This is a genomic window from Variovorax sp. 22077, from assembly GCF_052044195.1.
Classification (GTDB): domain Bacteria; phylum Pseudomonadota; class Gammaproteobacteria; order Burkholderiales; family Burkholderiaceae_C; genus Variovorax; species Variovorax atrisoli.
In genome coordinates this window covers 251,855-278,002 of sequence record NZ_JBQEQC010000008.1, presented here as the reverse complement: position 1 = coordinate 278,002, position 26,148 = coordinate 251,855, and the positions used below count along the sequence as shown (strand labels likewise).

General features: G+C 70.7%; 27 protein-coding genes and 1 pseudogene. 11 read left to right on the top strand and 17 right to left on the bottom strand.

Translation table 11 applies throughout. From position 1 onward, the window contains the following. Positions 1 to 46: 46 nt before the first annotated feature. The 4 genes from ACTJLF_RS14630 (at position 47) to ACTJLF_RS14615 (ending at position 3,341) form a co-directional block, all read left to right on the top strand. Positions 47 to 295 (top strand): (2Fe-2S)-binding protein, encoded by a 249-nt coding sequence (locus ACTJLF_RS14630; RefSeq protein WP_440883322.1) that lies wholly within the window; start codon positions 47 to 49, stop codon positions 293 to 295. Further along, the gene (locus tag ACTJLF_RS14625) at positions 292 to 1,596 is read left to right on the top strand and encodes an FAD-dependent oxidoreductase (protein ID WP_440883321.1); all 1,305 of its coding nucleotides are present in this window, start codon (positions 292 to 294) and stop codon (positions 1,594 to 1,596) included. Before ACTJLF_RS14630 ends, ACTJLF_RS14625 begins: the two co-directional genes overlap by 4 nt. After that, entirely contained in the window at positions 1,593 to 2,333 is a 741-nt protein-coding gene (locus ACTJLF_RS14620; RefSeq protein WP_019653783.1) for a GntR family transcriptional regulator, read from the top strand. The genes ACTJLF_RS14625 and ACTJLF_RS14620 overlap by 4 nt, the downstream gene beginning before the upstream one ends. An 81-nt stretch (positions 2,334 to 2,414) precedes the next feature. After that, complete coding sequence (locus ACTJLF_RS14615; RefSeq protein ID WP_440883320.1) at positions 2,415 to 3,341, top strand: fatty acid desaturase family protein; 927 nt, start codon at positions 2,415 to 2,417, stop codon at positions 3,339 to 3,341. A 7-nt stretch (positions 3,342 to 3,348) separates the two neighbouring features. Here the strand turns inward: ACTJLF_RS14615 and ACTJLF_RS14610 are convergent, their stop codons facing one another. Continuing rightward, positions 3,349 to 4,242, bottom strand: a complete 894-nt coding sequence (locus ACTJLF_RS14610) for an EamA family transporter (RefSeq protein WP_145759545.1) — start codon at positions 4,240 to 4,242, stop codon at positions 3,349 to 3,351. Between the two features lie 81 nt (positions 4,243 to 4,323). On the opposite strand from ACTJLF_RS14610, the gene ACTJLF_RS14605 reads away from it, so the two are divergent. Then, entirely contained in the window at positions 4,324 to 5,211 is an 888-nt protein-coding gene (locus ACTJLF_RS14605; RefSeq protein ID WP_440883319.1) for a LysR family transcriptional regulator, read from the top strand. Here ACTJLF_RS14605 and ACTJLF_RS14600 read toward each other — a convergent pair. The 4 genes from ACTJLF_RS14600 to ACTJLF_RS14585 all read right to left on the bottom strand — a co-directional run bounded on the left by ACTJLF_RS14600 (position 5,148) and on the right by ACTJLF_RS14585 (position 8,093). Continuing rightward, positions 5,148 to 6,386 (bottom strand): acyltransferase family protein, encoded by a 1,239-nt coding sequence (locus ACTJLF_RS14600; RefSeq protein ID WP_440883318.1) that lies wholly within the window; start codon positions 6,384 to 6,386, stop codon positions 5,148 to 5,150. The two genes, ACTJLF_RS14605 and ACTJLF_RS14600, sit on opposite strands and share 64 nt — an antisense overlap. A gap of 33 nt (positions 6,387 to 6,419) precedes the next feature. After that, positions 6,420 to 7,436, bottom strand: a complete 1,017-nt coding sequence (locus ACTJLF_RS14595) for a MerR family transcriptional regulator (RefSeq protein WP_440883317.1) — start codon at positions 7,434 to 7,436, stop codon at positions 6,420 to 6,422. Positions 7,437 to 7,458: 22 nt separating this feature from the next. Next, complete coding sequence (locus tag ACTJLF_RS14590; RefSeq protein ID WP_126183666.1) at positions 7,459 to 7,794, bottom strand: hypothetical protein; 336 nt, start codon at positions 7,792 to 7,794, stop codon at positions 7,459 to 7,461. A 128-nt stretch (positions 7,795 to 7,922) separates the two neighbouring features. Continuing rightward, a complete protein-coding gene (locus ACTJLF_RS14585) occupies positions 7,923 to 8,093 on the bottom strand; it encodes a hypothetical protein (RefSeq protein ID WP_019653790.1) in 171 nt (56 codons plus the stop codon). A gap of 60 nt (positions 8,094 to 8,153) precedes the next feature. Between ACTJLF_RS14585 and ACTJLF_RS14580 the strand changes: the two genes are divergently transcribed. Further along, entirely contained in the window at positions 8,154 to 9,629 is a 1,476-nt protein-coding gene (locus ACTJLF_RS14580) for an MATE family efflux transporter (RefSeq protein ID WP_440883316.1), read from the top strand. Positions 9,630 to 9,724: 95 nt separating this feature from the next. Here the strand turns inward: ACTJLF_RS14580 and dbpA are convergent, their stop codons facing one another. The 3 genes from dbpA to ACTJLF_RS14565 form a co-directional block, all read right to left on the bottom strand. Continuing rightward, on the bottom strand, positions 9,725 to 11,137 hold the full coding sequence (gene dbpA, locus ACTJLF_RS14575) for an ATP-dependent RNA helicase DbpA (protein WP_440883315.1): 1,413 nt from the start codon (positions 11,135 to 11,137) through the stop codon (positions 9,725 to 9,727). Positions 11,138 to 11,221: 84 nt separating this feature from the next. Then, entirely contained in the window at positions 11,222 to 11,506 is a 285-nt protein-coding gene (gene infA, locus ACTJLF_RS14570; RefSeq protein ID WP_019653793.1) for a translation initiation factor IF-1, read from the bottom strand. A gap of 361 nt (positions 11,507 to 11,867) precedes the next feature. Then, complete coding sequence (locus ACTJLF_RS14565) at positions 11,868 to 13,121, bottom strand: MFS transporter (protein WP_132754400.1); 1,254 nt, start codon at positions 13,119 to 13,121, stop codon at positions 11,868 to 11,870. Positions 13,122 to 13,208: 87 nt separating this feature from the next. Here ACTJLF_RS14565 and pdxR point away from each other — a divergent pair, with 87 nt between their 5' ends. After that, positions 13,209 to 14,669 (top strand): MocR-like pyridoxine biosynthesis transcription factor PdxR, encoded by a 1,461-nt coding sequence (gene pdxR / locus ACTJLF_RS14560; protein ID WP_440883314.1) that lies wholly within the window; start codon positions 13,209 to 13,211, stop codon positions 14,667 to 14,669. A 53-nt stretch (positions 14,670 to 14,722) separates the two neighbouring features. Here pdxR and ACTJLF_RS14555 read toward each other — a convergent pair. After that, positions 14,723 to 14,932: pseudogene (locus ACTJLF_RS14555) on the bottom strand (Lrp/AsnC ligand binding domain-containing protein); the annotation flags it as partial. Between the two features lie 12 nt (positions 14,933 to 14,944). After that, on the bottom strand, positions 14,945 to 15,205 hold the full coding sequence (locus ACTJLF_RS14550) for an Lrp/AsnC family transcriptional regulator (RefSeq protein WP_440883313.1): 261 nt from the start codon (positions 15,203 to 15,205) through the stop codon (positions 14,945 to 14,947). Positions 15,206 to 15,324: 119 nt separating this feature from the next. Here ACTJLF_RS14550 and ACTJLF_RS14545 point away from each other — a divergent pair, with 119 nt between their 5' ends. Further along, positions 15,325 to 16,623 (top strand): aspartate aminotransferase family protein, encoded by a 1,299-nt coding sequence (locus ACTJLF_RS14545; protein ID WP_440883312.1) that lies wholly within the window; start codon positions 15,325 to 15,327, stop codon positions 16,621 to 16,623. 3 nt (positions 16,624 to 16,626) lie between these two features. Here ACTJLF_RS14545 and ACTJLF_RS14540 read toward each other — a convergent pair whose 3' ends face one another. Beyond that, positions 16,627 to 17,682, bottom strand: a complete 1,056-nt coding sequence (locus tag ACTJLF_RS14540) for a sugar phosphate isomerase/epimerase family protein (protein ID WP_440883311.1) — start codon at positions 17,680 to 17,682, stop codon at positions 16,627 to 16,629. 140 nt (positions 17,683 to 17,822) lie between these two features. Between ACTJLF_RS14540 and ACTJLF_RS14535 the strand changes: the two genes are divergently transcribed. After that, positions 17,823 to 18,716, top strand: coding sequence for a gamma-glutamyl-gamma-aminobutyrate hydrolase family protein (locus ACTJLF_RS14535; protein ID WP_019653799.1), 894 nt, complete (start codon positions 17,823 to 17,825; stop codon positions 18,714 to 18,716). A gap of 25 nt (positions 18,717 to 18,741) precedes the next feature. Here ACTJLF_RS14535 and ACTJLF_RS14530 read toward each other — a convergent pair whose 3' ends face one another. Both ACTJLF_RS14530 and ACTJLF_RS14525 read right to left on the bottom strand, forming a co-directional pair. Next, positions 18,742 to 20,382 carry an acyl-CoA dehydrogenase family protein gene (locus tag ACTJLF_RS14530; RefSeq protein WP_440883310.1) on the bottom strand — a complete coding sequence of 547 codons (1,641 nt, stop codon included), beginning with the start codon at positions 20,380 to 20,382 and terminating at the stop codon, positions 18,742 to 18,744. A 40-nt stretch (positions 20,383 to 20,422) separates the two neighbouring features. Next, positions 20,423 to 21,259 carry a thioesterase family protein gene (locus ACTJLF_RS14525; protein WP_440883309.1) on the bottom strand — a complete coding sequence of 279 codons (837 nt, stop codon included), beginning with the start codon at positions 21,257 to 21,259 and terminating at the stop codon, positions 20,423 to 20,425. Positions 21,260 to 21,334: 75 nt separating this feature from the next. On the opposite strand from ACTJLF_RS14525, the gene ACTJLF_RS14520 reads away from it, so the two are divergent. Then, positions 21,335 to 21,964 carry a TetR/AcrR family transcriptional regulator gene (locus tag ACTJLF_RS14520; RefSeq protein WP_440883308.1) on the top strand — a complete coding sequence of 210 codons (630 nt, stop codon included), beginning with the start codon at positions 21,335 to 21,337 and terminating at the stop codon, positions 21,962 to 21,964. A gap of 6 nt (positions 21,965 to 21,970) precedes the next feature. Here ACTJLF_RS14520 and ACTJLF_RS14515 read toward each other — a convergent pair whose 3' ends face one another. From ACTJLF_RS14515 to ACTJLF_RS14505, 3 genes are all read right to left on the bottom strand, one after another. After that, entirely contained in the window at positions 21,971 to 22,162 is a 192-nt protein-coding gene (locus tag ACTJLF_RS14515) for a hypothetical protein (protein WP_019653803.1), read from the bottom strand. A 79-nt stretch (positions 22,163 to 22,241) separates the two neighbouring features. Next, positions 22,242 to 23,123: an N-formylglutamate amidohydrolase gene (locus ACTJLF_RS14510; RefSeq protein ID WP_416490764.1), complete on the bottom strand. Its 882-nt coding sequence runs from the start codon at positions 23,121 to 23,123 to the stop codon at positions 22,242 to 22,244. A 13-nt stretch (positions 23,124 to 23,136) separates the two neighbouring features. Beyond that, positions 23,137 to 24,045 carry a tripartite tricarboxylate transporter substrate binding protein BugE gene (locus ACTJLF_RS14505; protein ID WP_440883327.1) on the bottom strand — a complete coding sequence of 303 codons (909 nt, stop codon included), beginning with the start codon at positions 24,043 to 24,045 and terminating at the stop codon, positions 23,137 to 23,139. Between the two features lie 166 nt (positions 24,046 to 24,211). On the opposite strand from ACTJLF_RS14505, the gene ACTJLF_RS14500 reads away from it, so the two are divergent. Then, a complete protein-coding gene (locus ACTJLF_RS14500) occupies positions 24,212 to 25,144 on the top strand; it encodes a LysR substrate-binding domain-containing protein (protein ID WP_126183677.1) in 933 nt (310 codons plus the stop codon). A gap of 16 nt (positions 25,145 to 25,160) precedes the next feature. On the opposite strand, the gene ACTJLF_RS14495 is transcribed toward ACTJLF_RS14500, so the two are convergent. After that, positions 25,161 to 26,147 (bottom strand): Bug family tripartite tricarboxylate transporter substrate binding protein, encoded by a 987-nt coding sequence (locus tag ACTJLF_RS14495; protein WP_440883307.1) that lies wholly within the window; start codon positions 26,145 to 26,147, stop codon positions 25,161 to 25,163. Position 26,148: the final 1 nt, after the last annotated feature.

Below are 26,148 nucleotides of genomic sequence, written 5' to 3'. Positions count from 1 at the left end.
CCACCTCAGCACCTGTCAAAGGCAGCGTCAAGAAGGAGGTTGCCTTATGAGCGCCCACACCCTGCTGAACATCGACGGCCGCCTGGTCCGCGTGAGGGCCGGCAGCTCGGTCGCCGCCGCGCTGCGCGTGGCCGGCGGCACGGGCGTGGCGCGCACCTCCGTCGACGGCCAGCCGCGCGCGCCCTTCTGCGGCATGGGCGTGTGCCAGGAATGCCGCGTGCTCGTCGACGGGCGGCGCAGGCTCGCCTGCCAGACGATATGCGTCGAGGGCATGCGCGTGGAGACTGCGGAATGAGCGGCGTCGTGCCCGAGCATTGCGACGTGTTGATCGTCGGCGCCGGCCCGGCCGGCATGGCGGCGGCAGTGGCGGCTGCGCGCAGCGGCGCATCGATCGCCGTGATCGACGACAACCCCGCGCCCGGCGGACAGATCTGGCGCGACGGCCCCGGCGCGAAGCTGCCGCCGGCCGCGCGCAAGTGGCGCGAGGCGCTCGAACGCCACGCCAACATCCGCGTGCGCAGCGGCACACGCGTCGTCGCTGCGCCCTCGCCCGGCGAACTGCTGCTCGAAGACGCCGACGGTGCCGTGCGCATGCGGTGGGGCAGGCTCATCCTGTGCACAGGCGCGCGCGAACTGCTGCTGCCCTTCCCGGGCTGGACGCTGCCCGGTGTGACCGGCGCGGGCGGGCTGCAGGCGCTCGTCAAGGCCGGCCTGCCGGTCGAGGGCGAGCGCATCGTCGTCGCGGGCAGCGGACCGCTGCTGCTTGCCGCCGCGGCCACTGCGCGTTCGGCGGGCGCCAAGGTGCTGCGCATCGCCGAGCAGGCTTCGTTCGCCGCGGTCGCGCGCTTCGGCGCCAGCCTCGCGCGCTGGCCCGGCAAGGCGGCGCAGGCCGTCGCGCTGGCCGACCCCTGCTATCGCACCTCGTCGCACGTCGTCTCGGCGGGTGGCGCCGTGCAGGTCGAGTCGGTGCGCCTGCGCCAGGGCAACGGCCAGGAGGTGGAGATCGCCTGCGACCGCATCGCCTGCGGCTTCGGCCTGGTGCCCAACACGCAGCTCGGCCGCATGCTCGGCTGCGCGCTGGCTTCGGACGGCTTCGGCGCGCGGGGCCTGCAGGTCGATGCGCGGCAGGCCACCAGCGTGCCGGGCATCTACGCGGCGGGCGAGTGCACCGGTTTCGGCGGCAGCGAGCGCGCGCTGGCGCAGGGCAGCATCGCCGGCCATGCAGCGGTGGGCGACGAGCGCGCGGCCACCGCGCACGAGGGCGAGCGCGCGCGCTGGGATGCCTTCGCGGCGCAGCTGCACCGCGGCTTCGCGCTGCATGCCGCCATCCGGGCGCTGCCACGGCCCGACACCCTCGTGTGCCGATGCGAGGACGTGCCCTTCTCCGCGCTGCAGGACTGCAGCGGCTGGACCGACGCCAAGCTGCACCGCCGCTGCGGCATGGGCGCCTGCCAGGGGCGCGTGTGCGGCGATGCAGCGCAGTTCCTCTTCGGATGGACGCCGCCCGCGCCGCGCCCGCCGCTGTCGCCGGTGCGCATCGCGACGCTCGCGGGACTCGCCGAGATCGAGTCCACGGGCGCGGACGCCCGACAATGACGGCGCCGCCGCATCCGCAGAACGAGACCATGGCCTCCCCGAAGACAGCACCGAAGAAGAAAGAAGCAGAGACAGCCCCCGTGGCCGCCGCCCGCGCGCGGCCCAAGCGCCGTGCCGCCGACGAGGCCTACGACGCCATCGAGACGCTGCTGTCCACCATGCAGCTGCAGCCCGGCAGCCAGATCGTCGAGGCCGAACTCGCCGAGCGCACGGGGCTGGGCCGCACGCCGGTGCGCGAGGCGCTGATGCGCATGGTGTCCATCGGGCTGATCGTGCAGCAGCCGCGCCGCGGGCTGCTGGTGTCGACCATCGACCTGGCCGACCACCTCGACGTGATCCAGACGCGGCGCGTGCTCGAGGTGCTGATCGCCGCCTGCTCGGCGCGCCGCGCCACCGCGCAGCAGCGCCAGGAGATCGTGCGCTGCGCCGAGATGATGGTCGAGGCCGCGAGCCGCGGCGACCTCAACGACTACATGCAGGCCGACCGCGCGCTGGACCTCGTCAACCACCGGGCGAGCCACAACGACTCGGCGGTGCGCGCGGTGATCCCGCCCATCGTCCAGTGCCGGCGCTTCTGGTACGCCTACCAGCACGAAGGCGAGATCGTCGAGGGCGCGAACGCCCACCTGCAGCTGGCGCGGGGCATCGCGACCGGCGACGAGGCGGCCGCCACAGCGGGCGCCAACCGGCTGATGGACTATCTCGAAGTCTTCGCACGCAAGATCATCGACAACTAGGCCGAAGGGCTTCGCTTTCCGCACTGGCACCCCGGGCAACTCCGCGTGCCTGCGCCCGTCTCGCGGCGCATACTGGCCCGCATGGCCGTCGCACCCCGCGCCCAACCCGAGGACTTCTTCACCGCCGACGAGTGGGGCTCGCTCACCGCGCGCTCGTCGTGGAAGGGCCTCTGGCTGGTGCTGCACTGCTGGGGCGTGATCGGCGCGGCGATGCTCGCGGGCATCATGTGGCCGTGGGCCGTTCCGCTGGTCGTGCCGATCGTCGGCGCGCGGCAGCTGGGCCTTTTCATCCTCATGCACGACGCCGCGCACGCGGCGCTGCACCGCAACCGCAAGATCAACGACTGGGTGGGCCACTGGCTGTGCTCGTCGACGCTGCGCGACTACCGGCCCTATCACCTTCAGCACCATCGCTTCGTGCAGCAGACCGAAGACCCGGACCTCGTGCTGTCGGCGCCCTTCCCCATCACGCGCGCCTCGATGTGGCGCAAGGTGGTGCGCGACCTGAGCGGGCAGACCTTCTACAAGCAGCGCTTCGGGCACATCGCCGAAGGCATCCGCAAGAGGGCGCCCGGCGAATCGGCGCTGCAGGTTTTCGGCCGCGAGCTCGCGAAGGACCGGCGATTCCTCGTTGCCAACGGGCTGGGCTTGCTCGCCTTTGCGCTCGCCGGCTACGGGTGGGCGTGGCTTGCGATGTGGCTGCTGCCGATGGCGACTTGGCTGCCTCTGGTGAGCCGCGTGCGCAACATCGCCGAGCATGCGCTGGTCGCGCAGAACGAGCCCGATCCGCTGCGGCAGGCGCGCACCACGCATGCCGGCTGGCTGGAACGTGCGCTGGTGGCGCCCTACTGGGTCAACTACCACTGCGAGCACCACATGTTCACGAGCCTGCCCTGCTGGGCGCTGCCGAAGGCGCACCGCCTGCTGCAGCGGCAGGGCGCCATCGCGCGCATGGAAGTGCAGCCGGGCTACCTGAGCCTGCTCGGGCGGGCCACGGCCGCAGCCTAGCCTTCCCTCAGCGCGCGCCCGCCGGCGCGGTGCACACCTTCGGCGCCTGCGCGCCGCGCTGCGCATGCTGGCTCAGCCAGATGCTCGCGATCACGACGAGGATGCCCAGCACCTGCCAGGTCGAAAGCGCCTGGCCGAGCAGCGCCCAGCCGAGGATCACCGCCGTCACCGGGCTCAGAAAGGCCAGCGGCGCGACGGTCGATGGCTCCAGGCGGGCCACGCCGCGGAACCACACGATGTAGGTCAGCGCGGCGCCCACCAGGCCCAGCCAGCCGAAGCCGATCCAGTTGTGCAGCGTGAGTGCAGGCAGCGGCGGCTCCAGCAGCAGCGCCACGGGCAGCAGCAGCAGGCCGCCCGCGGTGAGCTGCCAGGCGGTGAAGGTCAGCGCCGACACCGGCGGCTGCCAGCGCCGGCTCAGCACCGTGCCGAAGGCCATCGACACCGCGGCAGCGATGGCGGCCGCGATGCCCAGCGCATCGAGCGCCGCGTTCGGCGTCAGCACCAGCAGCGCCACCCCGCCGATGCCGACCACCGCCGCCACCACCGACAGCGCGCGCACCGGCGAGCCCAGGAAGACGCTGGCCAGGAACACCACGAAGAGCGGCTGCACCGAGGTGATGGTGGCCGCCACTCCGCCCGGCAGCCGGTAGGCCGCGAGGAACAGCATCGCCCACAGCACCGAGAAGTTCAGCGCGCCGAGCAGCAGGATGCGGCCCCACCACGCGCGCTCGGGCAGCTGACGCACGATCGCCAGCAGCAGCAGGCCCGCGGGCAACGCGCGCAGCAGCGCCACCGTCAGCGGGTAGTTCGCAGGCAGCAGCTCGGTCGTGACGATGTAGGTGCTGCCCCAGACGGCGGGCGCCGTGGCGGTCAGGAGGATGTCGGTGGTGCGGCTGGTCATGCCTCGAATCTAGTGAGTTGACCGGTAGTTGTGAATGTTCGAATAATGAATTGATTCTTTACCGTCAGTCGTCAATCAGGCATGGACCACCTCACCGCCCTCAGAGTCTTCCGCACCGCCGCCGCCACTGGCAGCTTCGCCGGCGCCGCGCGGCAGATGGGGCTCTCGCCCGCGGCGGTGAGCAAGAACATCGCCGAGCTGGAAGCGCACCTGAAGGTGCGGCTCATCAACCGCACCACGCGGCAGATGAGCCTGACGGAGGCCGGCGCGACGTACCACGAGCGGCTCTCGCGCATCCTCGACGAGCTCGCCGAGGCCGATGCCGCGCTCGCGCCCATGGGCAGCAGCCCCGGCGGCGTGCTGCGCGTGAGTGCGCCCCTGACCCTGGCGCTCACGCTGCTGTCGCCGGCCATCCCGGAGTTCATGGGCCGGCATCCGAACCTGCGGCTGGAGCTGAACCTGCAGGACGCCCGCGTCGACATCATCGGCGAGGGCTACGACCTCGCCATCCGCGGCAGCGACCGGCTCGAGGATTCGAGCCTGGTCGCGCGCGAGCTCATGACCATGGACCACGTGCTGTGCGCCGCCCCCGCCTACCTCGACGCCGCCGGCCGGCCGGGGCAGCCCGCCGACCTGAAGAGCCACGAGTGCGTGCAGTTCACGCTCTCGGGCCACGCCAACAAGTGGACCTTCACGCGCGCCGGCCGCAGCGTGGCGGTGCCGATCGACGGACGCTACAAGGTCGGCTCCAGCATCGCCGTGCGCGACGCGCTGCTCGCGGGCTTCGGCCTGAGCCTGATCCCGCGCATCTACGTGGAGAAAGAGCTGGCCTCCGGCCGGCTGGAGGCGGTGCTGCAGGAATGGGAGGCCGACCGCACGCCGGTGTACGCGGTGTACCCCTCGCGTCACCTCGCGGCCAAGACGCGCGCCTTCGTCGACTTCCTGGTGGAGCGGTTCTCCGGCCGCTGACCGTTCAGCAGCCTGCCGAGGGGCGTGCGGCGCACCAGCAGCTGGTAGCTCGCGAGCGCGGCCAGCGAGGTCGCCGCGATGTTCAGCCCCATCTTCGCGACCGCGCCCAGCGGCACGTCGAACAACAGGATGCCGAAGCCCACGGTGCCCAGCATGTGCACCAGGTACACCCAGTACGAGCTTTGTGACAGGTAGTCGAGCACCGCGTTGCGGCGCGGCAGGTAGCGCAGGAAGCCGCCGATCAGCGCCATGCTCCAGAGCCACGCGGTCGCGCTGTAGGCGTAGGCGATCCAGAACTCGGGATGCGGCACACGATGCAGGCTGCCGCCGCGCGTGGCACCCAGCAGCAGCACCGTCGCGACCAGGAAGGCGAAGCCGGCCGCCGCATGGCCCTTGCAGCGTGCCGAGAAGACTGCGAGCAGCTGTTCCTGCCGGCCATGAACGTACCAGCCGGCCGCGAAGAAGAGGCCGCTGCGCATCCACTCGGCCGCAGGCGGCAGGAAGGAGCCGGTTTCCTGGAGCAGGCCCGACGGATAGGCCATGCCCACGAGGGCCAGCGGCAGCGCCAGCACCGCGAAGCCCCAGCGCCGCGACAGCAGTTGCGTGAAGCCCCGTGACAGTGCCTCGCGCAGCCGTGCCGGCACGAAGCGCCGGACCCGCATGCCGGCCCAGGCCAGCACGCTGAGCCAGAACAGCTGGTACAGGAACCACAGGTGCATGGTGTTGAAGGGCGAGCCGCCGGCCTGCCGCGGGGGTGCCAGCGCGACGTCGATGCCCGGCACGCCGCGCACCGTCAGGTGGATGTAGACCATCGCCAGCACCGTGGTCGCCGCGAACAGCGGCGGCCAGAAGATCGCGAAGGGCAGCGCGAGCCGCAGGCAGCGGTTCCTCAGCATGCCGTTCGCGCCGCGCCGCTCGGCCAGCAGCGCCACGAAGAAGCCGGCCAGCACGAAGAACACCGGCATGCGGAAGCTGTGGATGAACAGCAGCAGCAGGTCGGCCACCGGCGACGTCTTCGGGTCGCGCCAGGGCAGCGGCGAGTCGACGGTGAGGTGGTTGATCGCCACGTGCAGCACGATGCCGAGCCACATCATGAGGGCGCGGAGGTTGTCGAGCGCGTGGAGCCGCTCGAGCGGCTGCGGATGTGGCGGCAGTGGAGTGTGTGCGTTGTTCATGAGGCCACTGTCGGGCCTCACGCAACGTCAGGGTCAAGCGCTGCGCGGGGCCGTCGCGGGGTTCATCGCACGCAGCAGGTAGTCACGCACCGCAGGCGTGGTGACGGCGGTGGCCTGCAGCACCGGCTCGGCGGCCATCGCCTGCATCAGCCGGGCGCCGATGCCGGGGTCGTGGTCGGTGAAGGCGTCGAACAGGCGCACCCATTCGCGCGCGATGGCCCGCACGGCCTCGTCTTCGGGCGGAACGCCGCGCGCCTGCAGGGCAGCGAGTTCGGCCGCGAGCCTGCGCCATTCGTCTTCGGGCGGCGGGCCCAGCCGTGCGAAGTCGTCGGTGCGCATGTGGCGCAAGAGCGCGGCCATGCGGATGCCGATGGCCTCGCCGATGTAGTCGACCAGCTCGGCGGACGGCCCGTCGTCGCGGCGCGCCACGGGTTCGCGGCGGTACATCTCGCCCCAGCGCGTGACGAGGTCGTAGTTGCCGTCCATCCACTGGCCCATCAGCGTCATCCAGCGCGCGGCCAGCGGCTGCACCTCCAGCGAACCGGCCGGCACGCCCCGCGCCATGAGCGCGGCCACCTCGGCCACCAGCGGCGGCCAGCGGTCGGCCACCTGCTTCCAGTTGGCCATGAGCGACCTGATCTCGGCGGGGCTGAAGTAGCGGCCGTAGGTGGTCATCTGCTCGAGCGTAGCGAGCCAGTCCTTCATGTCGGGCTGGGCGCCTTCGGCCAGGCGCTGCTCGAGCAGGCCGAGCCGCTCGCGCAGCGCGGTGGCCTGCGCGATCTGCTGGTCGAGCGATTCGATCTGCCGCGCGATGATCGCGGGCATCGAGCCGCCTTCCGCGTCGAGCACCGCGCCGATCTCGGCCAGCGGCAGGCCCAGCAGCCGCAGCGCCTGGATGGCGTGCAGGCGGGCGATGTCAGCCGCGTCGTAGAGGCGGTAGCCGGCCTCCGACCGCGCCGAGGGCGCCAGCAGGCCGATGGCGTCGTAGTGGTGCAGCGTGCGCACCGTGAGGCCGGTGTGCCGGGCGAGTTCTCCGACCTTGAGCAGCACGGGTTGTCGCTCCTGCGGGGACTCAGCCGGCTTCGGAACCGGGCTCGGGCTCGGGCAGTTCCGGATCCTCCCAGCCGAGCAGTTCGGCCAGCCGCCGCACCACCCACGTGGCCTCGGCCGGCGACACGCCCGATTCGGGCGCGGCCAGTCCGGCGTGGATGCGGCGCAGGATCTCGCTTTCGACCGGCACCTCGGTGTGGTGCTGGATCTGCGCGTGGCCCACGAGATGGCTGGCGAGGTCCTCGCAGATCTCGTAGCGCTCGCGCACCACGCCGATGGGCTCGCTCAGGCGCTGGCGCGCGTCGCTGTAGACGGCGAAGAACGAGGGCGGGATGAGGATCTGGTTGTCTTCGGACATCGCGGGCCTGGGGAAAGTCTGGTGGCAGCGGCGGCCCCAATGACAAAACGCGCCCTGGGGCGCGTTCGTCGTGGCTCCTTCGGTGCTCTTTCAGGAAGCGTGGGGAGCCGGCGGGGGCAGAAGCCGGATCAGCCGCCCTTCTTGGCGCGCTTGCCGGGGTTCTTCTTGCTGCGCGTGGCGGTGCCGCGTTCGAGGCTGACCTTCTGGCCGCCACCGGAGCGCGGCGCGGTGTAGCCGGGCAGCGGCGTCGGCTTCGGGGTGGCAACGCGTTCGGCTTCGGTACGGAATGTCTTGGGCATGAAAAGCTCGGGTAAAAGTGAATGTTCGAACCTGCAATTAGGCCACATCGGGAATTTCACATGCCAATAACCGCAACGGCCGGTGGTGTCGGGCGCGCGCGTTTCGTTTCGGGCTCGCTGATGCGCCACGTCTGCGTGATGGCCGGCACAGGGGCCATCGGGCTGATCGCGGTGTTCGCGGTCGACCTCATCAACCTGTTCTACATCTCGCTGCTGGGCGAGAAGGAGATCGCCGCGGCCATCGGCTTCGCGGGCGTGGTGGGTTTCTTCCATGCGTCGCTGTGCATCGGGCTGACGATCGGCATCGCGGCGGTGGTGTCGCGCACCGTGGGCGCGGGGCGCGCCGAGGATGCGCGCCGCATCGCCACGTCGAGCCTCGTGCTGATGACGGCGCTGGCCGTGGTGGCGGGCACGGGCACCGCGTTCTTCCTGCATCCGGCGCTGCACGCGCTCGGCGCACAGGGCGAGACGGCGCGGCTCGCGCACCGCTATCTATCGGTGACGGTGCACACGCTGCCGCTGCTGGGCATCGGCATGGCGACCTCGGCGCTGCTGCGCTCCATCGGCGATGCGCGCCGCTCGATGACGGTGACGCTCGGCGGCGCCTTCGTGACGGCTGTGCTCGATCCGATCCTGATCTTCGGCTTCGGCCTGGGGCTCGACGGCGCGGCCATCAGCGCGGTGGTCTCGCGCATCGTGCTCGCGGCCATCGGCCTGCACGGCGTGATCGTGCGGCACCGCATGCTCGGGCGCTTCGAGCCGCACAAGCTTGCCGACGATGCGCGCGCGCTCGGCACGGTGGCGGCTCCGGCGGTGCTGACGAATCTTGCGACGCCGGTAGGCGCGGCCTTCGTCACGCATTCGGTCGCGCAGTTCGGGCCCTCGGCGGTGGCGGGCGCCGCCACCATCGACCGGCTGACGCCTGTGGCCTTCGGGCTGGTCTATGCGCTCAGCGGCGCGGTCGGGCCGATCCTTGCGCAGAACCTGGGTGCGGGGCAGTTCCGCCGCGTACAGGAGGGCCTGCGCGACAGCCTGCTCTTCATGGTGGTGTCGGTGGCCGCGGCGTGGCTGGTGCTGGGGCTCGGGCAGGGCGTGATCATCCGGGCGTTCTCGGCCGACGGACAGGCGGCGCAGCTGATCTCGCTCTTCTGCAGCTGGCTGGCCGCGAGCTTCTTCTTCGCGGGCGGGCTGTTCGTGGCGAACGCCTCGTTCAACAACCTCGGGCATCCGCTGCTGTCGACGGCGTTCAACTGGGGGCGCGCCACGCTGGGCACGATTCCGTTCGCCTGGTGGGGCTCGCACTACGGCGCGGCCGGCGTGCTGATCGGGCAGGCGGTGGGCTCGTCGATCTTCGGCCTGCTGGCGGTGATCGTCGCGTTCCGGCTGGCCGCGAAGCTGGCGCGCCAGGAGCTGCCGGCGCCGGACGCCATACCGGCCCCGGTGCTCGACGCGCCGGTGGCGCCGACCTCGGCACATGCGGAGGCCGCAGCTTTGAGCACGCCGCAATCGGTTCCGAAGGGCGCCGCATCTTCGTGAGGGCCGCCGCGCACGGCCGCCCGAAGCGGGCCGGCCTGCCCCCGGGTAGGGGGTTGGAGAAGCGACACGAAGTGCGCGAAGCCTGGGAGCGAGTCCTAGATGAGCCGCACCCTGACCGACTTGCCCTTCACGCGGCCGGCGGAGAGCTTGCGCGCCGCCTCGGCCGCGATCGCACGGTCCACCGCCACATAGGTCGAGAACTCGTTGACGTTGATCTTGCCGACCTGCTCCTTCGCATAGCCGCATTCGCCGGTCAGCGCGCCCAGCACGTCGCCGGCGCGGATCTTCTCCTTGCGCCCGCCCACGATCTGCAGGGTGGCCATCGGCGGCTGCAGCGGCGCGCCCTTGCCCGGCGTGAGTTCGGCCAGCGGGTGCCATTCGGATTCGCGGCCCTGCAGCTGCTCGATCTTCCCGACGCTGCCCATCTCGTCCATGCTGGCCAGGTTCAGCGCCAGCCCTTCCGATGCGCCCTGCTGTCCCACGCGGCCGGTGCGGCCGACGCGGTGGATGTGCACTTCGGCATCGGGCGTCACGTCGACGTTGATCACCGCTTCGAGCTGCGCGATGTCGAGCCCGCGCGCCGCCACGTCGGTGGCCACCAGCACCGAGCAGCTGCGGTTGGCGAACTGCACCAGCACCTGGTCGCGCTCGCGCTGCTCCAGCTCGCCGAAGAGCGCCAGCGCGCTGAAGCCCTGCGCGCGCAGCACGTCGACCAGGTCGCGGCACTGCTGCTTGGTGTTGCAGAAGGCCAGCGTGCTGACGGGGCGGAAGTGGTCGAGCAGCAGGCTCACGGCGTGCAGGCGCTCGTGGTCTTCCACCTCGTACCAGCGCTGGCGGATCTTGCTGCCCTCGTGCTGCGACTGCACCGCGATCTGCTCGGGGCTCTTCATGAACTGCTCGGCGAGCTTCGCGATGCCTTCGGGATACGTGGCCGAGAACAGCAGCGTCTGGCGCTCCTTCGGGCACTGGCGCGCCACCTTCACGATGTCGTCGAAGAAGCCCATGTCGAGCATGCAGTCGGCCTCGTCGAGCACCAGGGTGTTGAGCGCTTCCAGGTCCAGGTTCCCGCGCTCGAGGTGGTCCATGATGCGCCCCGGCGTGCCCACCACGATGTGCGCACCGTGCTCCAGGCTCGCGACCTGCCCGCGCAGCGCGACGCCGCCGCAGAGCGTGACCACCTTGATGTTCTCCTCGGCGCGCGCGAGGCGGCGGATCTCGAGCGTGACCTGGTCGGCCAGCTCGCGCGTCGGGCACAGCACCAGCGACTGCACTGCGAAGCGGCGCGGATTGAGGTTGGCCAGCAGCGCCAGGGCGAAGGCGGCGGTCTTGCCGCTGCCGGTCTTGGCCTGCGCGATCAGGTCCTTGCCGAGCAGCGCGCTCGGCAGCGAGGCTGCCTGGATCGGCGTCATCTGCGTGTAGCCGAGCTGCGTGAGGTTGGCCAGCATCCGGGGCGAGAGCGCCAGCGTGGAGAAGCCGTTGTTGCCGGCCGTGGAATCAGGGGTGGTCATGGTTCTAAGGCCGACAGACGCGCGAATGACAAAGGCCTTGCGGCGCCCCTGGGGAGCGTCGCAAGGCCTTGGGTCGGTGGCGTATCAGCGGCGGGGTGAGTTGTTGCCGGAACCGCCGGAGCCGGAGTTCGTCGGCGGGGGGCCGCGGCGCTCCAGGTGGCGGAAGGTGATGCGGCCCTTGGTCAGGTCGTAGGGCGAGAGCTCGAGCGAGACCTTGTCGCCGGCCAGGATGCGGATGTGGTGCTTGCGCATCTTGCCGCCGCTGTAGGCGATCAGCTGATGGCCGTTGTCCAGCGTGACGCGGTAGCGCGAGTCCGGCAGGACTTCGGTCACCGCGCCGTTCATTTCGATCAGTTCTTCCTTTGGCATCTGTGCTTACCTCTGAATCGTTCGTTCGATGTGTGTTGGAGATTGAATTGGTGTGATTGTTTCAGCCCGCGAACGGGAGCGCGAGACGGACGCGCGATTCGCTTCAACAGGAACGACGGCAGTGGTGGCCATCATGGGCGCCGGTCGGGCACTCCAACACACTGTGAACGCCGGCGTGCCGAGCGGGAGGCCGGAGAATCCGGAAAGCAGCGCAGCTCGCAGGCGGGATTGACGAAATTCTTCGTCGTGGTATCGAAACGAACCCGACATTATAGCTTGCGGGGCATGACAGTTGCTTGTCTTGAAGCAATGCTCCAAAGAAAAAGGCCCCGAAGGGCCGTGGTGCATGCGTTATTTGCTATCAAAAACATAGCTTCGCCGAAGCGGATCCGGGCACGCGCGCCTGGCGTGCGGCACGCAGCAGCAGCATCAGGCCGGCGAGCTGGCAGGCCGCCCCCACCCAGCCCACCGTGGCGACGCCGAACAGGTCGATCGCCACCCCGCCCAGTCCCGAGCCCGCCGCGATGCCCAGGTAGATCGCCGAGGCGTTGAGCGACAGCGTCATCGGCGCGCGCTCCGGCGCGAGCCGGATCAGCCGCACCGCCTGCGCCGGCCCGAAACCCCAGCCCGCGAAGCCCCAGAGCGCCGACAGCACCACGATCGCTGGCAGCGCCAGTCCGTGCGGCAGCATCTGTGCGGCGAACGACAGCCCGCCCAGGATCAGCACCAGCATCAGCGCGAAGCCCTGCGCCATGCGGTCGGCGCCGAAGCGGTCGGTGGCCCAGCCGCCGGCCGCAGTGCCGATGGCCGCTGCCACGCCGATGGCGAAGAACACCGCGCCCGTGCCTTCAGTGCCGAAGCCCAGCGTGTGCGAGAGGAAGAGCGCGATGTAGGTGTAGAAGCTGAAACCACCCGTGGCCCAAAGCAGGCTGACCAGCAGCCCCGGCAGCACGCCCGGCTCCCGGGCCACGGCGAAGGCCGGAGTGCGCTTTTGCGCGGCAGGCGCCTGCGACAGATCGCGCGGCAGCCCCAGCGCGAGGCCCCAGGTGGCGAGCGCCGCCACCGCTGCGATCAGCAGGTAGGCCGTGCGCCAGCCGCCCCAGCCCGCGATCCATGCGCCCAGCGGCACGCCGAGCGCCACCGCCACCGTGCCGCCGCCGGTCACGATCGCCAGCGCCCGGCCGCGCAGCGCGGGCGACACCATCACCGCCGCCACCGCGCTCGCCGTCGGCAGGAACACGCCGGCCACCAGCCCCAGTGCGACGCGCGCCAGCGCCAGCTGCACGAACCCGTGCGCCATCGATGCGGCCAGCGTCAGCCCCGAGAAGGCCGCGAGGCTCACCACCAGCAGCCGCCGGCGCCCGAAGCGCGCCAGCAGCGCCGCCATCAGCGGCGAGCCGATCGCATAGCTCAGCGCGAACAGCAGCACCAGCTGCCCGGCGCGCGCGGCGCTGATCCGCAGGTCGGCTGCGAGCACCGGCAGCAGGCCTGCGACCATGAAGCTCTCGGTGCCGATGGCGAATGCGCCCAGCGCGAGCCAGCCCAGGCTTAGCGGCAGGCGTTCGGCCGGCTGCGGCGAGGAGGAGGGGGAAGAAGAAAGAGCCGGGTTGTTCATGACGATGGACTCCGTGGCGAGTGTGTTCAGTGCCTCCAGAATAGGTTTGCAACTGGCTCTTCAAAAGAACCACAATCGGCGAAGTTCATGGAGCCACTTTTCGAACTCGCCATCCGCCTGCCGCCCGCCGGCTCGCGCGACCTGCTGCGCGAGCTGCACCGCCAGCTGCGCGCAGCCATCCTCGATGGCCGCCTGCAGCCCGGCTCCCGCCTGCCCGCCACGCGGGCGCTGGCGCAGCGGCTGGGCGTTTCGCGCAACACCATGCTGGCGGCCTACGACCTGCTGCTGGGCGAGGGCTACCTGCTCGCGCGGCCGGGCGCCGGCACCTACGTGGCCGACACGCTGCCGGTGTCCCGACGGCGCCTCGTCCCCAGGAGAGCCCTGGCCTCCGGCCGCGACCCCCGCCTCGTGCCCGCGAGCGTTCCCGGCGCCGATCTCGCCCCCACCCTGCAGCCGCCGCCCGCGCGTGACGACTTCCGCGTCGGCCTGCCCGACGTGAGCCTCTTTCCCTTCGACATCTGGCGCCGCCTGAGCGACCGCGCCCTGCGCCGCATCGCGCGCCAGACCGCCGACTACGCCGACCCGCAGGGCCAGCCCGCGCTGCGCGAGGCGATCGCCGGGCATGTGTCGTTCACCCGCGCGGTCGGCTGCACCGCCGACGACATCGTGGTCACGGCCGGCGCCCAGCAGGCCTTCGGGCTGCTCGCGCGCATCCTGGTGGTGCCGGGGCGCACGGTGGTCGCGGTGGAGCAGCTTTTCTACCCCTCGCTGCGCGAGGCCATGCTGGCGGCGGGCGCGAAGGTGGTGACCGTTCCCACCGACGCCGAGGGCCTGTGCGTGGACCGCATCCCGCCCGATGCGCGCGTGGTCTGCGTGACGCCCTCGCACCAGTTCCCGACCGGCGTCGCGATGTCGCCGCAGCGCCGTGCGGCGCTGCTGGCCTTCGCGCGCGAGCGCAACGCCGTCGTCGTCGAGGACGACTACGACAGCGAATTCCGCTTCGCCGGCCGCCCGCTCGACGCCCTGCAGACGCTGGACCGCGCCGAGTCGGTCTTCTACGTCGGCACCTTCTCGAAGAGCCTCTTTCCCGCGCTGCGGCTGGGCTTCGTGGTGGCGCCGCCCTGGGCCCGCGCGGCGCTGGTGCGATCGCGCGAGCTGGCCGACTGGCACGGCCCGGTGCTCGGGCAGGAGGCGCTCGCGGCCTTCATTGCCGAAGGCCACCTGGCGCGCCACATCCGCAAGATGCGCAAGCTCTACGGCGCGCGGCGCAACGCCCTGCTCGACGCGCTGGCGCGCCACGGCGCGGGCCGGCTGGAAGTGATTCCCTCCAGCGCGGGCCTGCACCTGTCGGCCTGGCTCCACGGCGGAACGCGCGCCGACTCGGTGGTCGAGCGCGCCGCGGCGGCCGGCATCACGCTGCCGCCGCTGTCGCGCTTCGCGCTCGATCCGCTGGCGCCCGGCACGCCCAACGGGCTGGCCTTCGGCTACGGGCTGATCGGCGAAGCGCAGATCGACGGGGCGATCCGGCGGCTGGCCGGGCTGCTGTAGCTAGGGCCTGTCCACACTATGTCCGCGGCCCCGGAAATAGTGTGAACAGGCCCCTAGGCCCGGTCCAGCGGCAGCTGCGTGGTGAACTTGGTGGTCGACAGCACCACGTCGCTCGAATAGTTCTCCAGCTCCAGCGCGTCGCCCAGCTGCTCCTGCGCGAAGGCCTGGTACTCGGGCAGCGAGCGCGCGCAGATCACGAGCACGAAGTCGGTGTCGCCCGCCACGCAGTGGCATTGCAGCACCTGCGGCAGCGCGTGCACCTTGCGCTCGAAGGCCTATATCGCCTCGCGCGTGGTGCTGCGCAGCGACACGCGCGAGATCACCAGCACCGGAAAGCCCACGCGCGCCGCGTCGAGGATCGCCACCTCCTCGCGGATCACGCCCGAGCGCCGCAGCCGCTGCACGCGCTTGAGGCAGGCCGAGGGCGAGAGGTTCACGCGCTCGGCCAGCGTCTGGTTCTGCAGGCCGGCGTCGGCCTGCAGCTCGGCGAGGATGCTCTGGTCGATGCGATCGAGATCGAGGGTGCCGGTCTTCATGGTGCCGCCAGTGTGGCGCAACGCCCGTGCAATCGGATGCGCTTTGGGGCCTGCACAACGACACCGGATTCTCCCGCCGCTGGCTACGCTGCCCGCATCCCCACGAAAAGGAGCATCCGATGGCAGAAGGCGCAACCTACGACCCGGCGGCCGCCAGGCACCTCGTGCGCTACGGCATGGGCCTGAGCCCGCACGTGATCGTCAAGGCGCGCGGCGCCACGCTGTGGGACCAGCACGGCCGCGAGATCCTCGACTTCACCTCCGGCCAGATGTGCGCCACCATCGGCCACAACCATCCGCGCATCGTCGCGGCCATCGAGAAGGCCTGCGAAGGCGCGCTGCACCTCTACAGCGGCTTCGTCGGCCCGGCCGTGCCCGCGCTGGCGGGGCGGCTGGCGTCGATGCTGCCGCCGTCGCTGTCGAAGTCGCTCTTCCTTTCCACCGGCGGCGAGGCCAACGAGGCGGCGGTGCGCATGGCGCGGCTGACCACCGGCCGCTACGAGATCGTGGGCCTCAACGGCGGCTGGCACGGCGTGACCGGCGGCATCGCCTCGCTCACCTTCGCCGGCCGTCACCACGTCGACTACGGGCCGCGCAAGCCCGGCACCATGTCGATTCCGGCGCCCAACTGCTACCGATGCCCGGTGCGCCACTGCCGCGATGCCTGCGACACCACCTGCCTCGACGTCGGCTTCGACATGGTCGACGCGCAATCCAGCGGCTCGCTCGCGGCCTTCATCGCCGAGCCGGTGCTCAGCTCGGGCGGCGTGATCGTGCCGCCCAGGGGCTACTTCCCCAAGCTCAAGGAGAAGTGCCGCGAGCGCGGCATGCTGCTGATCCTCGACGAGGCGCAGACCGCCTTCGGCCGCATGGGCGCCAACTTCGCCTTCGAGCAGGCCGATGTGGTGCCCGACATCCTCACCGTGTCGAAGACGCTGGGCGGCGGCGTGGCCATCGGCGCGACGATCACCGGCGAGGCCATCGAGCAGGACTGCCACGACAAGGGCTTCGTGCACGTCACCTCGCACGTGTCCGACCCGCTGCCGGCCGAGGTCGCGCTGGCCGTGCTCGACGTGCTGGAGGAGGAAGGCCTCGCCCGCCGCGCCGCCGAGATGGGCCGGCGGCTGCGCGATGGCCTGCAGACGCTGAAGGCCCGGCACGAGGTGATCGGCGACGTGCGCGGCCACGGCCTGCTGCAGGGCGTCGAACTCGTGAAGGACCGCGAGACCCGCGAGCCCGACGCCGAGCGCGGCCGCGCCATCACCGACGCCTGCATGGCGCGCGGCCTCAGCATGAACATCGTGTCCGTCGGCGGCATGGCGGCGGTGTGGCGCATCGCGCCGCCGCTGAACGTGAGCGAGGCCGAGATCGACCGCGGCCTCGAGATACTCGACGACGCGATCCGGTCTACGTCCTAGTCTCTAGCCGATCCCCAGCATCCGCTTGTTCGTCGCCACGTCGACCCCGCCTGCCGCGAAGTCGTCGAAGGCGCGGTCTGCCACGCGGATGATGTGGTCGGCGATGAACTTCGCGCCCTCGCGCGCGCCGTCTTCGGGGTGCTTGATGCAGCACTCCCACTCAAGCACCGCCCAGCCCGGGAAGTCGTACTGCGCCATCTTCGAGAAGATGGCCTTGAAGTCCACCTGCCCGTCGCCCAGCGAGCGGAAGCGCCCTGCCCGGTTGATCCAGCTCTGGAAGCCGCCGTACACGCCCTGCTTGCCGGTCGGGTTGAACTCGGCGTCCTTGACGTGGAAGATCTTGATGCGCTCGTGGTAGTGGTCGATGTAGGCCAGGTAGTCGAGCTGCTGCAGCATGAAGTGGCTCGGGTCGTACAGCAGGCAGGCGCGCGGATGGTTGTTGACGCGCTCCAGGAACATCTCGTAGCTCACGCCGTCGTGCAGGTCTTCGCCGGGGTGGATCTCGTAGCCCACGTCGACGCCGGCCGCGTCGAAGGCGTCGAGGATGGGCCGCCAGCGGCGCGCGAGTTCGTCGAAGGCCTCCTCGATGAGGCCCGGCGGGCGCGGCGGCCATGAGTAGAGATAGGGCCAGGCCAGCGCACCCGAGAAGGTCGCGTGCGCCGTGAGCCCGAGGTTGGCCGAGGCCTTCGCCGCGAGGTGCAGCTGCTCGACGGCCCACTGCTGGCGCCGCACCGGGTCGCCGCGCACCTCGGGCGCCGCGAAGCCGTCGAAGCCCGCGTCGTAGGCCGGGTGCACCGCCACGAGCTGGCCCTGCAGGTGGGTCGAGAGCTCCGTGATCTGCAGGCCGTGGCTCGCCAGCGTGCCCTTCACCTCCTCGCAGTAGGTCTTGCTCTCGGCTGCGCGCCGAAGGTCGAAGAGGCGGGCGTCCCAGCTCGGTATCTGCACGCCCTTGTAGCCCAGGCCGGCGGCCCAGCCGGCGATGCCGTCTAGCGTGTCGAAGGGGGCGGTGTCTCCCGCGAACTGGGCCAGGAATATGGCTGGGCCCTTGATGGTTTTCATCGGCTTGTCTTCCTTGTACGTTGGGGCAGCGTTGAAAGCATACTTGGCGTGTCGTCCGACCCCGTGCGAGAGGCCAACGAGCCAAAATGGACTTTCCTTTCCGCATCCCCCGTCCGGTTCGCACTGGCGACAGTCCTGCGATGACACAACCTGTTTCCGCCCGGCTCAAGATCGGCCTGTCGGCCTGCTTCTCGCATGCCGACCCGGCGCGTTCGCTCTTCACCAACAAGACGCTGCAGTACGTCGAGCAGTCGATCGCGCACTGGCTCATGTCCGCCGGCGCCATGGTCGTGATGGTGCCCTGCCCCACCGGCGAGACCGCGCGCGGCGATACCAAGCTGTCGCACTACGCCGAGTGGCTCGACGGCGTGGTGATGCACGGCGGGGCCGACGTCTGGCCCGGCAGCTACGGCGAGGTGCCGCTGAAGGACGCCTGGATCGGCGACCGCATCCGCGACCTCTACGACCTCGCGCTGGTCGAGGCCTTCGAGCAGGCCGGCAAGCCCATCTTCGGCGTTTGCCGGGGCCTGCAGCTCATCAACGTGGCCTTCGGCGGCACGCTCTACCAGGACATCGAGGAGCAGCACGGCCACCCCCAGACGCTGAAGCACCGCGACCCGGTGACCTACGACCAGAACTTCCACGACATCGAGATCGTCGAGGGCACGCGGCTTTCCAAGCTCTATCCGAAGATTCGCTCGGCGCGCGTCAACAGCATCCACCACCAGGGCATCAAGGGGCTCGCGCCGGGCTTCGAGATCGAGGCCTGGAGCCTGCCCGACCGCGTGCCCGAGGCCATCCGCCGGCTGCCCGACCGCGGCCGCAGCTACATCGCCGCGACCCAGTGGCACCCCGAGTTCCACAAGTACGGCAGCACCGAGACGGTGGACGACACGCCCATCCTGCACGACTTCCTCTGGGCCTGCGCCACCGCCAAGGTCGCGCCCAGGACCTCGCCGCGCTCCGGTCCCGGCAAGATCCGCGACCGCGCCGCGCGCGTGCTGCGGCAGGCGCTGCTGAGAAGGCGGGGCTAGGCGGACGCGAGCCTCGCCCAGGCGCTCAGCGCCAGGCGGCGCGCAGCAGCGCTGCCGGATCGGAAGTGCCGGCACTGATGCCCGTCACCGGCCCCCAGTCGGGATCGAAGCGGCTCGACAGGAAGGCGGCCGACTCCTCGTCGCTCGCGTGCTCCAGCATCAGGCAGGCCTGCGCGGCCAGCACCAGGCGCTGGGTGAAGCGGCGGGCCTGCGGCTCCAGCTCCTGTGGCGGCAGCTGCGTCATGCGGCGCACGGACTGCAGCGCGTCGAGCACGCGGGGCTCGCCGGTGGCGACTTCCCGCAGCTGGTCGAGCACGAGATGCGCGTCGTCGGGATTGCGCGAGACGGCGCGCAGCACGTCGAGGCACATCACGTTGCCCGAGCCTTCCCAGATCGAGTTGACCGGCGCCTCGCGGAACAGCCGGCCCATCGGGCTCTCCTCGACGTAGCCGTTGCCGCCGAACACCTCCATCGCCTCGCCGGTGAAGGCCACCGCGCGCTTGCAGTTCCAGAACTTGGCCGCGGGCGTGAGCAGGCGGCGCCAGGCCGTGTCCAGCGGCGCCGCCGAGCCGAAGCGCGAGGCCAGCCCCATCGCCAGCAGCGTGGCGGCCTGCGATTCGAGCGCCATGTCGGCCAGCAGCGCGGTCATCACCGGCTGGTCGGCCAGCGCCTTGCCGAAGGCGTGGCGGTTGCGCGCGTAGTGCAGCGCCTGCGCGAAGCCCTGGCGCATGAAGCCGGCGCTGGCCAGCGCGCAGTCCAGCCGCGTCACGGTCGCCATCTCGATGATGGTCGGGATGCCCCGGCCCTCCTCGCCCACGAGCACGCCCCAGGCCTCCTTGAACTCGACCTCGCTGCTCGAGTTGGAGCGGTTGCCCACCTTGTCCTTCAGCCGCTGGATGTGCACCGCGTTCCTGCTTCCGTCGGGCCGCCAGCGCGGCGCGAAGAAGCACGAGGAGCCGTGCTCTTCGGTCTTGGCCAGCACCAGGTGGCCGTCGCACATCGGCGCCGAGAAGAACCACTTGTGACCGGTGAGGAGGAATTCGCTTCCCCATGGACCACTCCCCGCCGGCACGGCGCGCGTGGTGTTGGTGCGCACGTCGCTGCCGCCCTGCTTCTCGGTCATGCCCATGCCGACGGTGATCGAGGTCTTGCCCTCGAGCGGAATGTCGCGCGGATCGTGCTCGTTCGACGCGAGCTTGTCGCGCAGCACGGCATGCAGCGCCGCGTTGCGGCGCACGACAGGGATGCAGGCCTTGGTCATGGTGGTCGGGCAGGTGGAGCCCGACTCGATCTGGCTGTGCATGTACAGCGACGCGCCGTAGCCCACCCAGGCCGAGGGCCGTTCGTCGAAGAACGGCAGGTTGGCGATGCCGTTGCGCCGGGCGATGGCCATCATCGTGTGCCAGGCCGGATGGAAGCGCACCTGGTCGATGCGCTCGCCCGTGCGCGAGTGGGTGTGCAGCTCGGGCTCGTGGCGGTTCGCGTCCTCCGCGGCACGCAGCGTGGCCTCGGCGCCGTATTCCGCGCCCTGGCGCACCAGTTCCTCGTCGCGCCAGGCCGCGCCGCCGCGTTCCACTGCGCCGCGCAGCGCGGGGTCGCTGGTGTAGACGTTGTAGTCCTTGAGTTCGGGGACCTGGTTGTCGGGATGGATGCCGGTGGTGGTCATGCGCGTCTGTCTCCTGAGTGTTCGTTCGGGTGTCGATGGATCAGGCGCCGGGGCTGCGTTCGCGCAGCACCAGCGTCTGGGTGGCGATGCCGATCGGGCCCTGCTCGTCGAAGAGGTGGGACACGACCAGGCCCGCGCCGCCGCCGTGCACCTCCGAGGCCGAGCGCAGGCCGATCCACTCTCCCTGCGGCACGCGGAAGAGGTTCATGCTCAGGTCGGCATTGGTGAACAGGTAGCGGTCGACCGGCAGCACCCAGCTCAGCCCGTTGCCGAAGTCGGCCGCCGCCGCGGCGCGCATCGCAGGCGAGGTGGCCGCGCCGCGCAGCAGCGGCAACGCGAGGCGGAACCATGCGGAACACGGACCGGGCCGGGTCGAGTCGCCCTCGGCGACGCGCGTCTCCATGGCCGTGCTGTAGAACGACTCGCCCTCGGGCAGGCCCGGGATGCGCACGTGCTGTGTGCAGTCGCGCGGCAGCGGCCGCAGCGGCTCCTGCGGCCAGCCCGGCAGGCCGGGCGGAAGCGCCAGCGACTGGCTTGCCAGCAGCAGCGCGTGCGCCCGCGCCACCAGCACCTCGCCCGCCAGCAGATCGATGCCCACGCGCACCGTGGATCGCGCTGACTGCACCTGCGTGCGCGTGACGAGCGGTGCCAGCGGCACCGGCTTGACCAGTTCGAGCGTGAGCCGCGACAGCTGCCAGCCAGGCCCCGGCGCAGCGCGCTCGGCCACGTGAACCAGCAGCGCGGCCGGTGCGCCGCCGTGCTGCGCACGCGGGTCCCAGGGGCCGCGCGACGACGGGCCGGGCAACCATGCATCGTCGCCCTGTGCGGTGTAGACAGCTGGATGCGATTCGTCCCGGGTGCTCTCGTCTTGTGCCATTGCAGAATGCCGTTCGATGGGTCAGAAAATTCTAGGAACAACCCGCCCGCGAGGTGTTCGGGTTCGGCTGCGCTGATGGCGACCGCTCGCGCCCCGGCCGCCACCCCCAGGCGCAAGCCGCGCCAGTCCCGCGCGCGCCACACCTCGCAGGCCCTGCAGGAGGCCTTTGTTCGGCTTTTGGTCGAGAAGGGCTACGCCGCCATCACCATCCGCGAGATCGTGTCGGTGGCCGGCACGGGGCTCGGCAGCTTCTACGAATACTTCGCGAGCAAGGAAGACCTGGCGCGCGTGTGCCTGCACCTGCGATCCAAGGCACTGCTGCTGGACATGCGCGCCGCCGTCGCCGCGCATGCGGGCCGGCCGCTCGCGGAAATCGTGGATGCAGTGATCGACGCGCAGCTGGAGGCGCATCGCGCGCAGCCCCTGGCCTGGGGCGCGCACTACCTGCTGGAGCGGCATCTCTCGGGCCCCGAGGCCTATCGCAAGATGTACGACCGCTTCGTGGCCGAATGGGTGGGCGTGCTCGACGCGGCCATCGACCTGTCGCCGGACTGCCAGAAGAAGGAAGTCGCCCGCGTGTGCCAGACCATCATCTACGGCCTGTTCGCGCACCTGCACATCGGCACGGGCGGGCGGCCCGACCTTCAGGCGCTGTCACGGCAGTTGCGTGCCGCACTGCACGGCTACCTGAAGGGCGTGACCTGATCCGGGTCAGCGCGGGCTGCTGCTGTTCTTGTAGCCGCTGACGCTGGCGTCGATGGTGCCGAACACCGTGACGCCGCTGCCGCTGCTCGGCGTTGCGGCGGAGGAGCCGGCGTTGCCTGCGGAACCCGTGCCGGCGCAACCCGTGGCCAGCACGCCCATGGCGATCGCGAATGCGGCGGCGATGAAAGACGACTTCAACGGAATCTCCTGGGTGGTTGGATCGGAACCACTATAGGCCGGCCGCGTAAAGCGGCCTGTAACAGCACACCCGGCGCCGTCAGGGTTGTTGGCGCGGGTCGGTGGCCAGCAGCATCTCGACCATCGAGCGCAGGTGCCCCTGCAGCCGCGCCGCGCCGGCCTCGTCGAGCGCCAGCGTGGCCTCGTCCATGTAGAGCCTGCGGTTGATCTCGACCTGGATGCTGTGCCGGTTCGCGTCGGGCCTGCCCTGCCGGCGCACCAGTTCCACGCCCTTGTAGGGATGGTTGTAGTCCACGCTGTAGCCGAAGCCGCGGAGGTGTTCGCAGATCCTGCGCGACAGCGCCGGATCTGCCGTGCTGCCGTCGCGGTCGCCGATCACGAAGTCGGCATGCACCAGGCCCGGAAAGTCGGTCGCATGGCTGGCCGCGACGGCCGGCATCGAGTGGCAGTTGATGTGGATGCTGTAGCCGTGGCGCGCATGCGCCTCGTCCACCGCCTGCGCCACGGCGGCGTGGTACGGCCGCCAGCAGCTGTCGATGCGATGGCGCACCTCTTCCACCGGAAGCAGTCGGTCGTAGATCGGCAGGCCGTCGTCGGTGAGCTTCCAGATCAGGCCCTTGCCCAGGCGCACCTTCGACAGCACGCGCGGGTCGGTGGAGACCGGGTCGGTCCACGTGCCTTCGAGCATGCTGGTGTCGATCTCGGTCGTGTCGCGGTTGGCGTCAAGGTAGCTGCGTGGAAAGTGCGCCTCGATCCATGCCGCGCCCAGTTCGGGCGCGAAGGCATAGAGCTTCTCGACGTGCGTGTCCTCGGCCCGGCGCAGCGTGGCCAGGTCGCGCACCGTGCGGAAGTCCTCGGGGTAGACGGTGCCGCTGTGCGGGGAGTCCAGCACCAGCGGCGTGTGCCCGGCGACGCTTGTCACCTGGGCGCGGGTTTGAATCAGTTTCAGGACAGGATGCATAGGCAGGCCGGGCTCAGTCCAATCGCACGCGTGCGAATTCGGCCACCTTCTTCATCTTGTCGATCTCGCTGGCGATCTGCCTGGTGAACTGCGCCGGCGTGGTGCCCGAGGCGTACAGGCCCTGGAGCGCCAGGCGCTCGCGCACCGAGGCGTCCTTCAGCGCGGTGGCCACGGCCTGCTGCATGCGCAGCACCAGCTCGGCCGGCGTGCCTGCGGGCGCGACCATGCCGAACCACGACGGGTCGTTGTTGACCGGATAGCCCAGCTCCGCATACGTGGGCACGTCGGGCAGCACGTCGAGGCGGCCGTTCCACGACACGGCCAGCGCCTTCAGCTTTCCCGCCTTCACGTGCGGCAGCGAGGAGGCCACCTGGTCGAAGTACACCGGCACCTCGCCCGCGAGCACGTCGTTGATGGCCGGGCCCGCACCGCGGTAGGGGATGTGCACCATCGAGGTTCCGGTGCTGCTCTTGAACAGCTCGCCCCACATGTGGCCGATGGTGCCGTTGCCCGGCGTGGCGTACGACACCTTGCCCGGGTTGGCCTTCAGGTACTTCACCAGCTCGGCGAAGCTGGCCACCGGCAGCTTCGTCGGGTTGATGACGATCACGCCCGGCGCCTTGACGATCTCGGTGACGGCGGCGAAGCCCTTGATCGGGTCGTAGGGCAGCTTCTGGTAGACGGCCGGGTTCACGCCGTGCGTGGACAGGGTGGCGATGCCGAAGGCCAGGCCGTCCGGCGTGGCGCGGGCCAGTTCGGCCATGCCGATGGAGCCGCCGGCGCCCGCGCGGTTGTCGATGACCACGGGCTGCTGGAGGATCTTGCCGAGGGGCTCGCCGAGCACGCGCGCCGTGATGTCTGTGGCGCCGCCAGGCGGGAAGGGCACGATCAGGCGGATCGGCTTGCCCTGGGCGAAGGATATTCCTGGCACGACAGATGCGGCGGCGAGGGTGGAAATGAAATGACCGACGTAGCATGGGATTTTTCCGATGAATCAGGAGGTGACGGAGCGATTCGCTCCCATCACCTGAAGCAAAGGATAGACCAGCTAACATTCCAATCTGGAATGTTTTGATGGGCTTCCTTCCATGTCGCTTCGCCGTCTCAACCCGCCCCTGAACCTGCTGCGCGCCTTCTCGACCGTGGTGCGCTTCGGCGGCGTCTCGCGCGCCGCCGAGGCGCTGCACCTCACGCAGGGCGCCGTCAGCAAGCAGGTGCAGGAACTCGAGCGCTGGATCGGCGCGCCGCTGTTCGAGCGCAGCCGCAAGCGCCTCGCGCTCACGCCGGCGGGCGAGCGCTACGAGAAGGCAGTGCGCGCCACGCTGGCGCAACTGGAGGCGGCCACGCTGGAGCTCATCACGAGCGGCGACGGCGGCGGCGCGCTGCACCTCTCCGCCCTGCCCACCTTCGGCGCCAAGTGGCTGATTCCGCGGCTGCCCGATTTCCAGCGCGCGCATCCGCAGATCACGCTGCATTTCGTGCCCTTCGTGCACGGCTACGACTTCGAGCGGCCGGAGCTCGACTGCGCCATTCTTTTCGGCGATGGCCATTGGCCCGGCGCCCGGTCGCACTACCTCGCGGGGCAGGACGTGGCGCTGATCGCGCCGCGAGCGGCGCAGGCCGAGGTGGCCATCCGCACGCCGCAGGACGTGGCACGCTGCACGCTGCTGCGCCACGTCACGGTGCCGCAGTCGTGGCTGCACTGGAGCGAAACGCATGGGGTGCGCGGGCTCGACCCGCTGGCGGGTCCGCAGTTCGACCAGTTCCAGACCATGATTCGCGCGGTCATGGCCGGCATGGGCGTGGCGCTGGTGCCGCGCTGCCTGGTGCAGGACGAGATCGCCTCGGGGCTGGTGGACGAGCCGCTGCCCGGCGGCGGCTACCGCGGCAACGAGGGCTACTGGTTCTGCTACCCGGAAGGGCGCGGCCAGCTCGCCACGCTCGATCATTTCCGCAGCTGGCTGCTCGCGGAGGTGGACCGCGCCAAGGAGGCGCCGGCCCCCCTGCCCGCCCCTGGCTGAAGCGCCCGGCGGGACGCTACTCGGGCTTGGCGCCCGAGGCCTTCACCGCCGCGCCCCAGACACCGATCTCGCTCGCCACGAAGCGGTCGAACTCGGCCGGCGTGGTCGGTGCGGGCTCGGCGCCGCGCTCGCGGATGAAGCGGGCCATCTGCTCGCTCTTGAGGATGTCGGTCACCTCATGGTTGAGGCGCTCGACGATCTCGCCCGGCGTGCCGCGCGGCGCCATCAGGCCGAGCCAGCCGACGGCCTCGAAGTTCTTCGTGCCCGCCACGCCGCTCTCGCGCACGGTGGGCACGTCGCGCAGCTGCGAGGAGCGCGTGGCCGAGGTCACGGCCAGCGGCACCGCGCGGCCCGACTTGATGTGCGGCAGCGCGGCCGTCACCGAGTCGATCATCAGCGGCACCTGGTTGCCCAGGAAATCCGACTGCGCCGGGCCGCTGCCCCGGTACGGAATGTGCGTGACGAACACATGCGCCGCCGCCTTGTACATCTCGCCCGACAGGTGCTGCGTGCCGCCGATGCCGGCGCTCGCGTAGCTCAGCCGGCCGGGTTCGGCCTTGGCGCGCGCGGTGAGCTCGGCCAGGGTGCGGATGCCGCTTTCGGGCGTGGCCAGGAACACCAGCGGAACCTTGGCGACGAGCGAGATGCCGACCAGATCCTTGCGCGGATCGAAGCCCGGCTTCGCGTAGAGCGTCTGGTTCACCGCCATCGCGCTGCCTGCCACCACCAGCGTGTAGCCGTCGGGCTGCGAGCGCACCACGAACTCGGTGCCGATGTTGCTGCCGGCGCCGGCCTTGTTGTCGACCACCACCGGCTGCCCCAGCCGCTTGCCGAGCTGCTCGGCCAGGGCGCGGGCGAAGATGTCGGTGGCCTGCCCGGGCGGGAACGGCACCACCAGCTTGACCGGCTTGTCGGGCCACGCGGCGGCCTGCGCCGGGCCGGTGCCGCCGAGCAGCACCGCCGCAGCCATCGCGAGGCTTGCGCCGAAGCGTCTGCGCCGCATG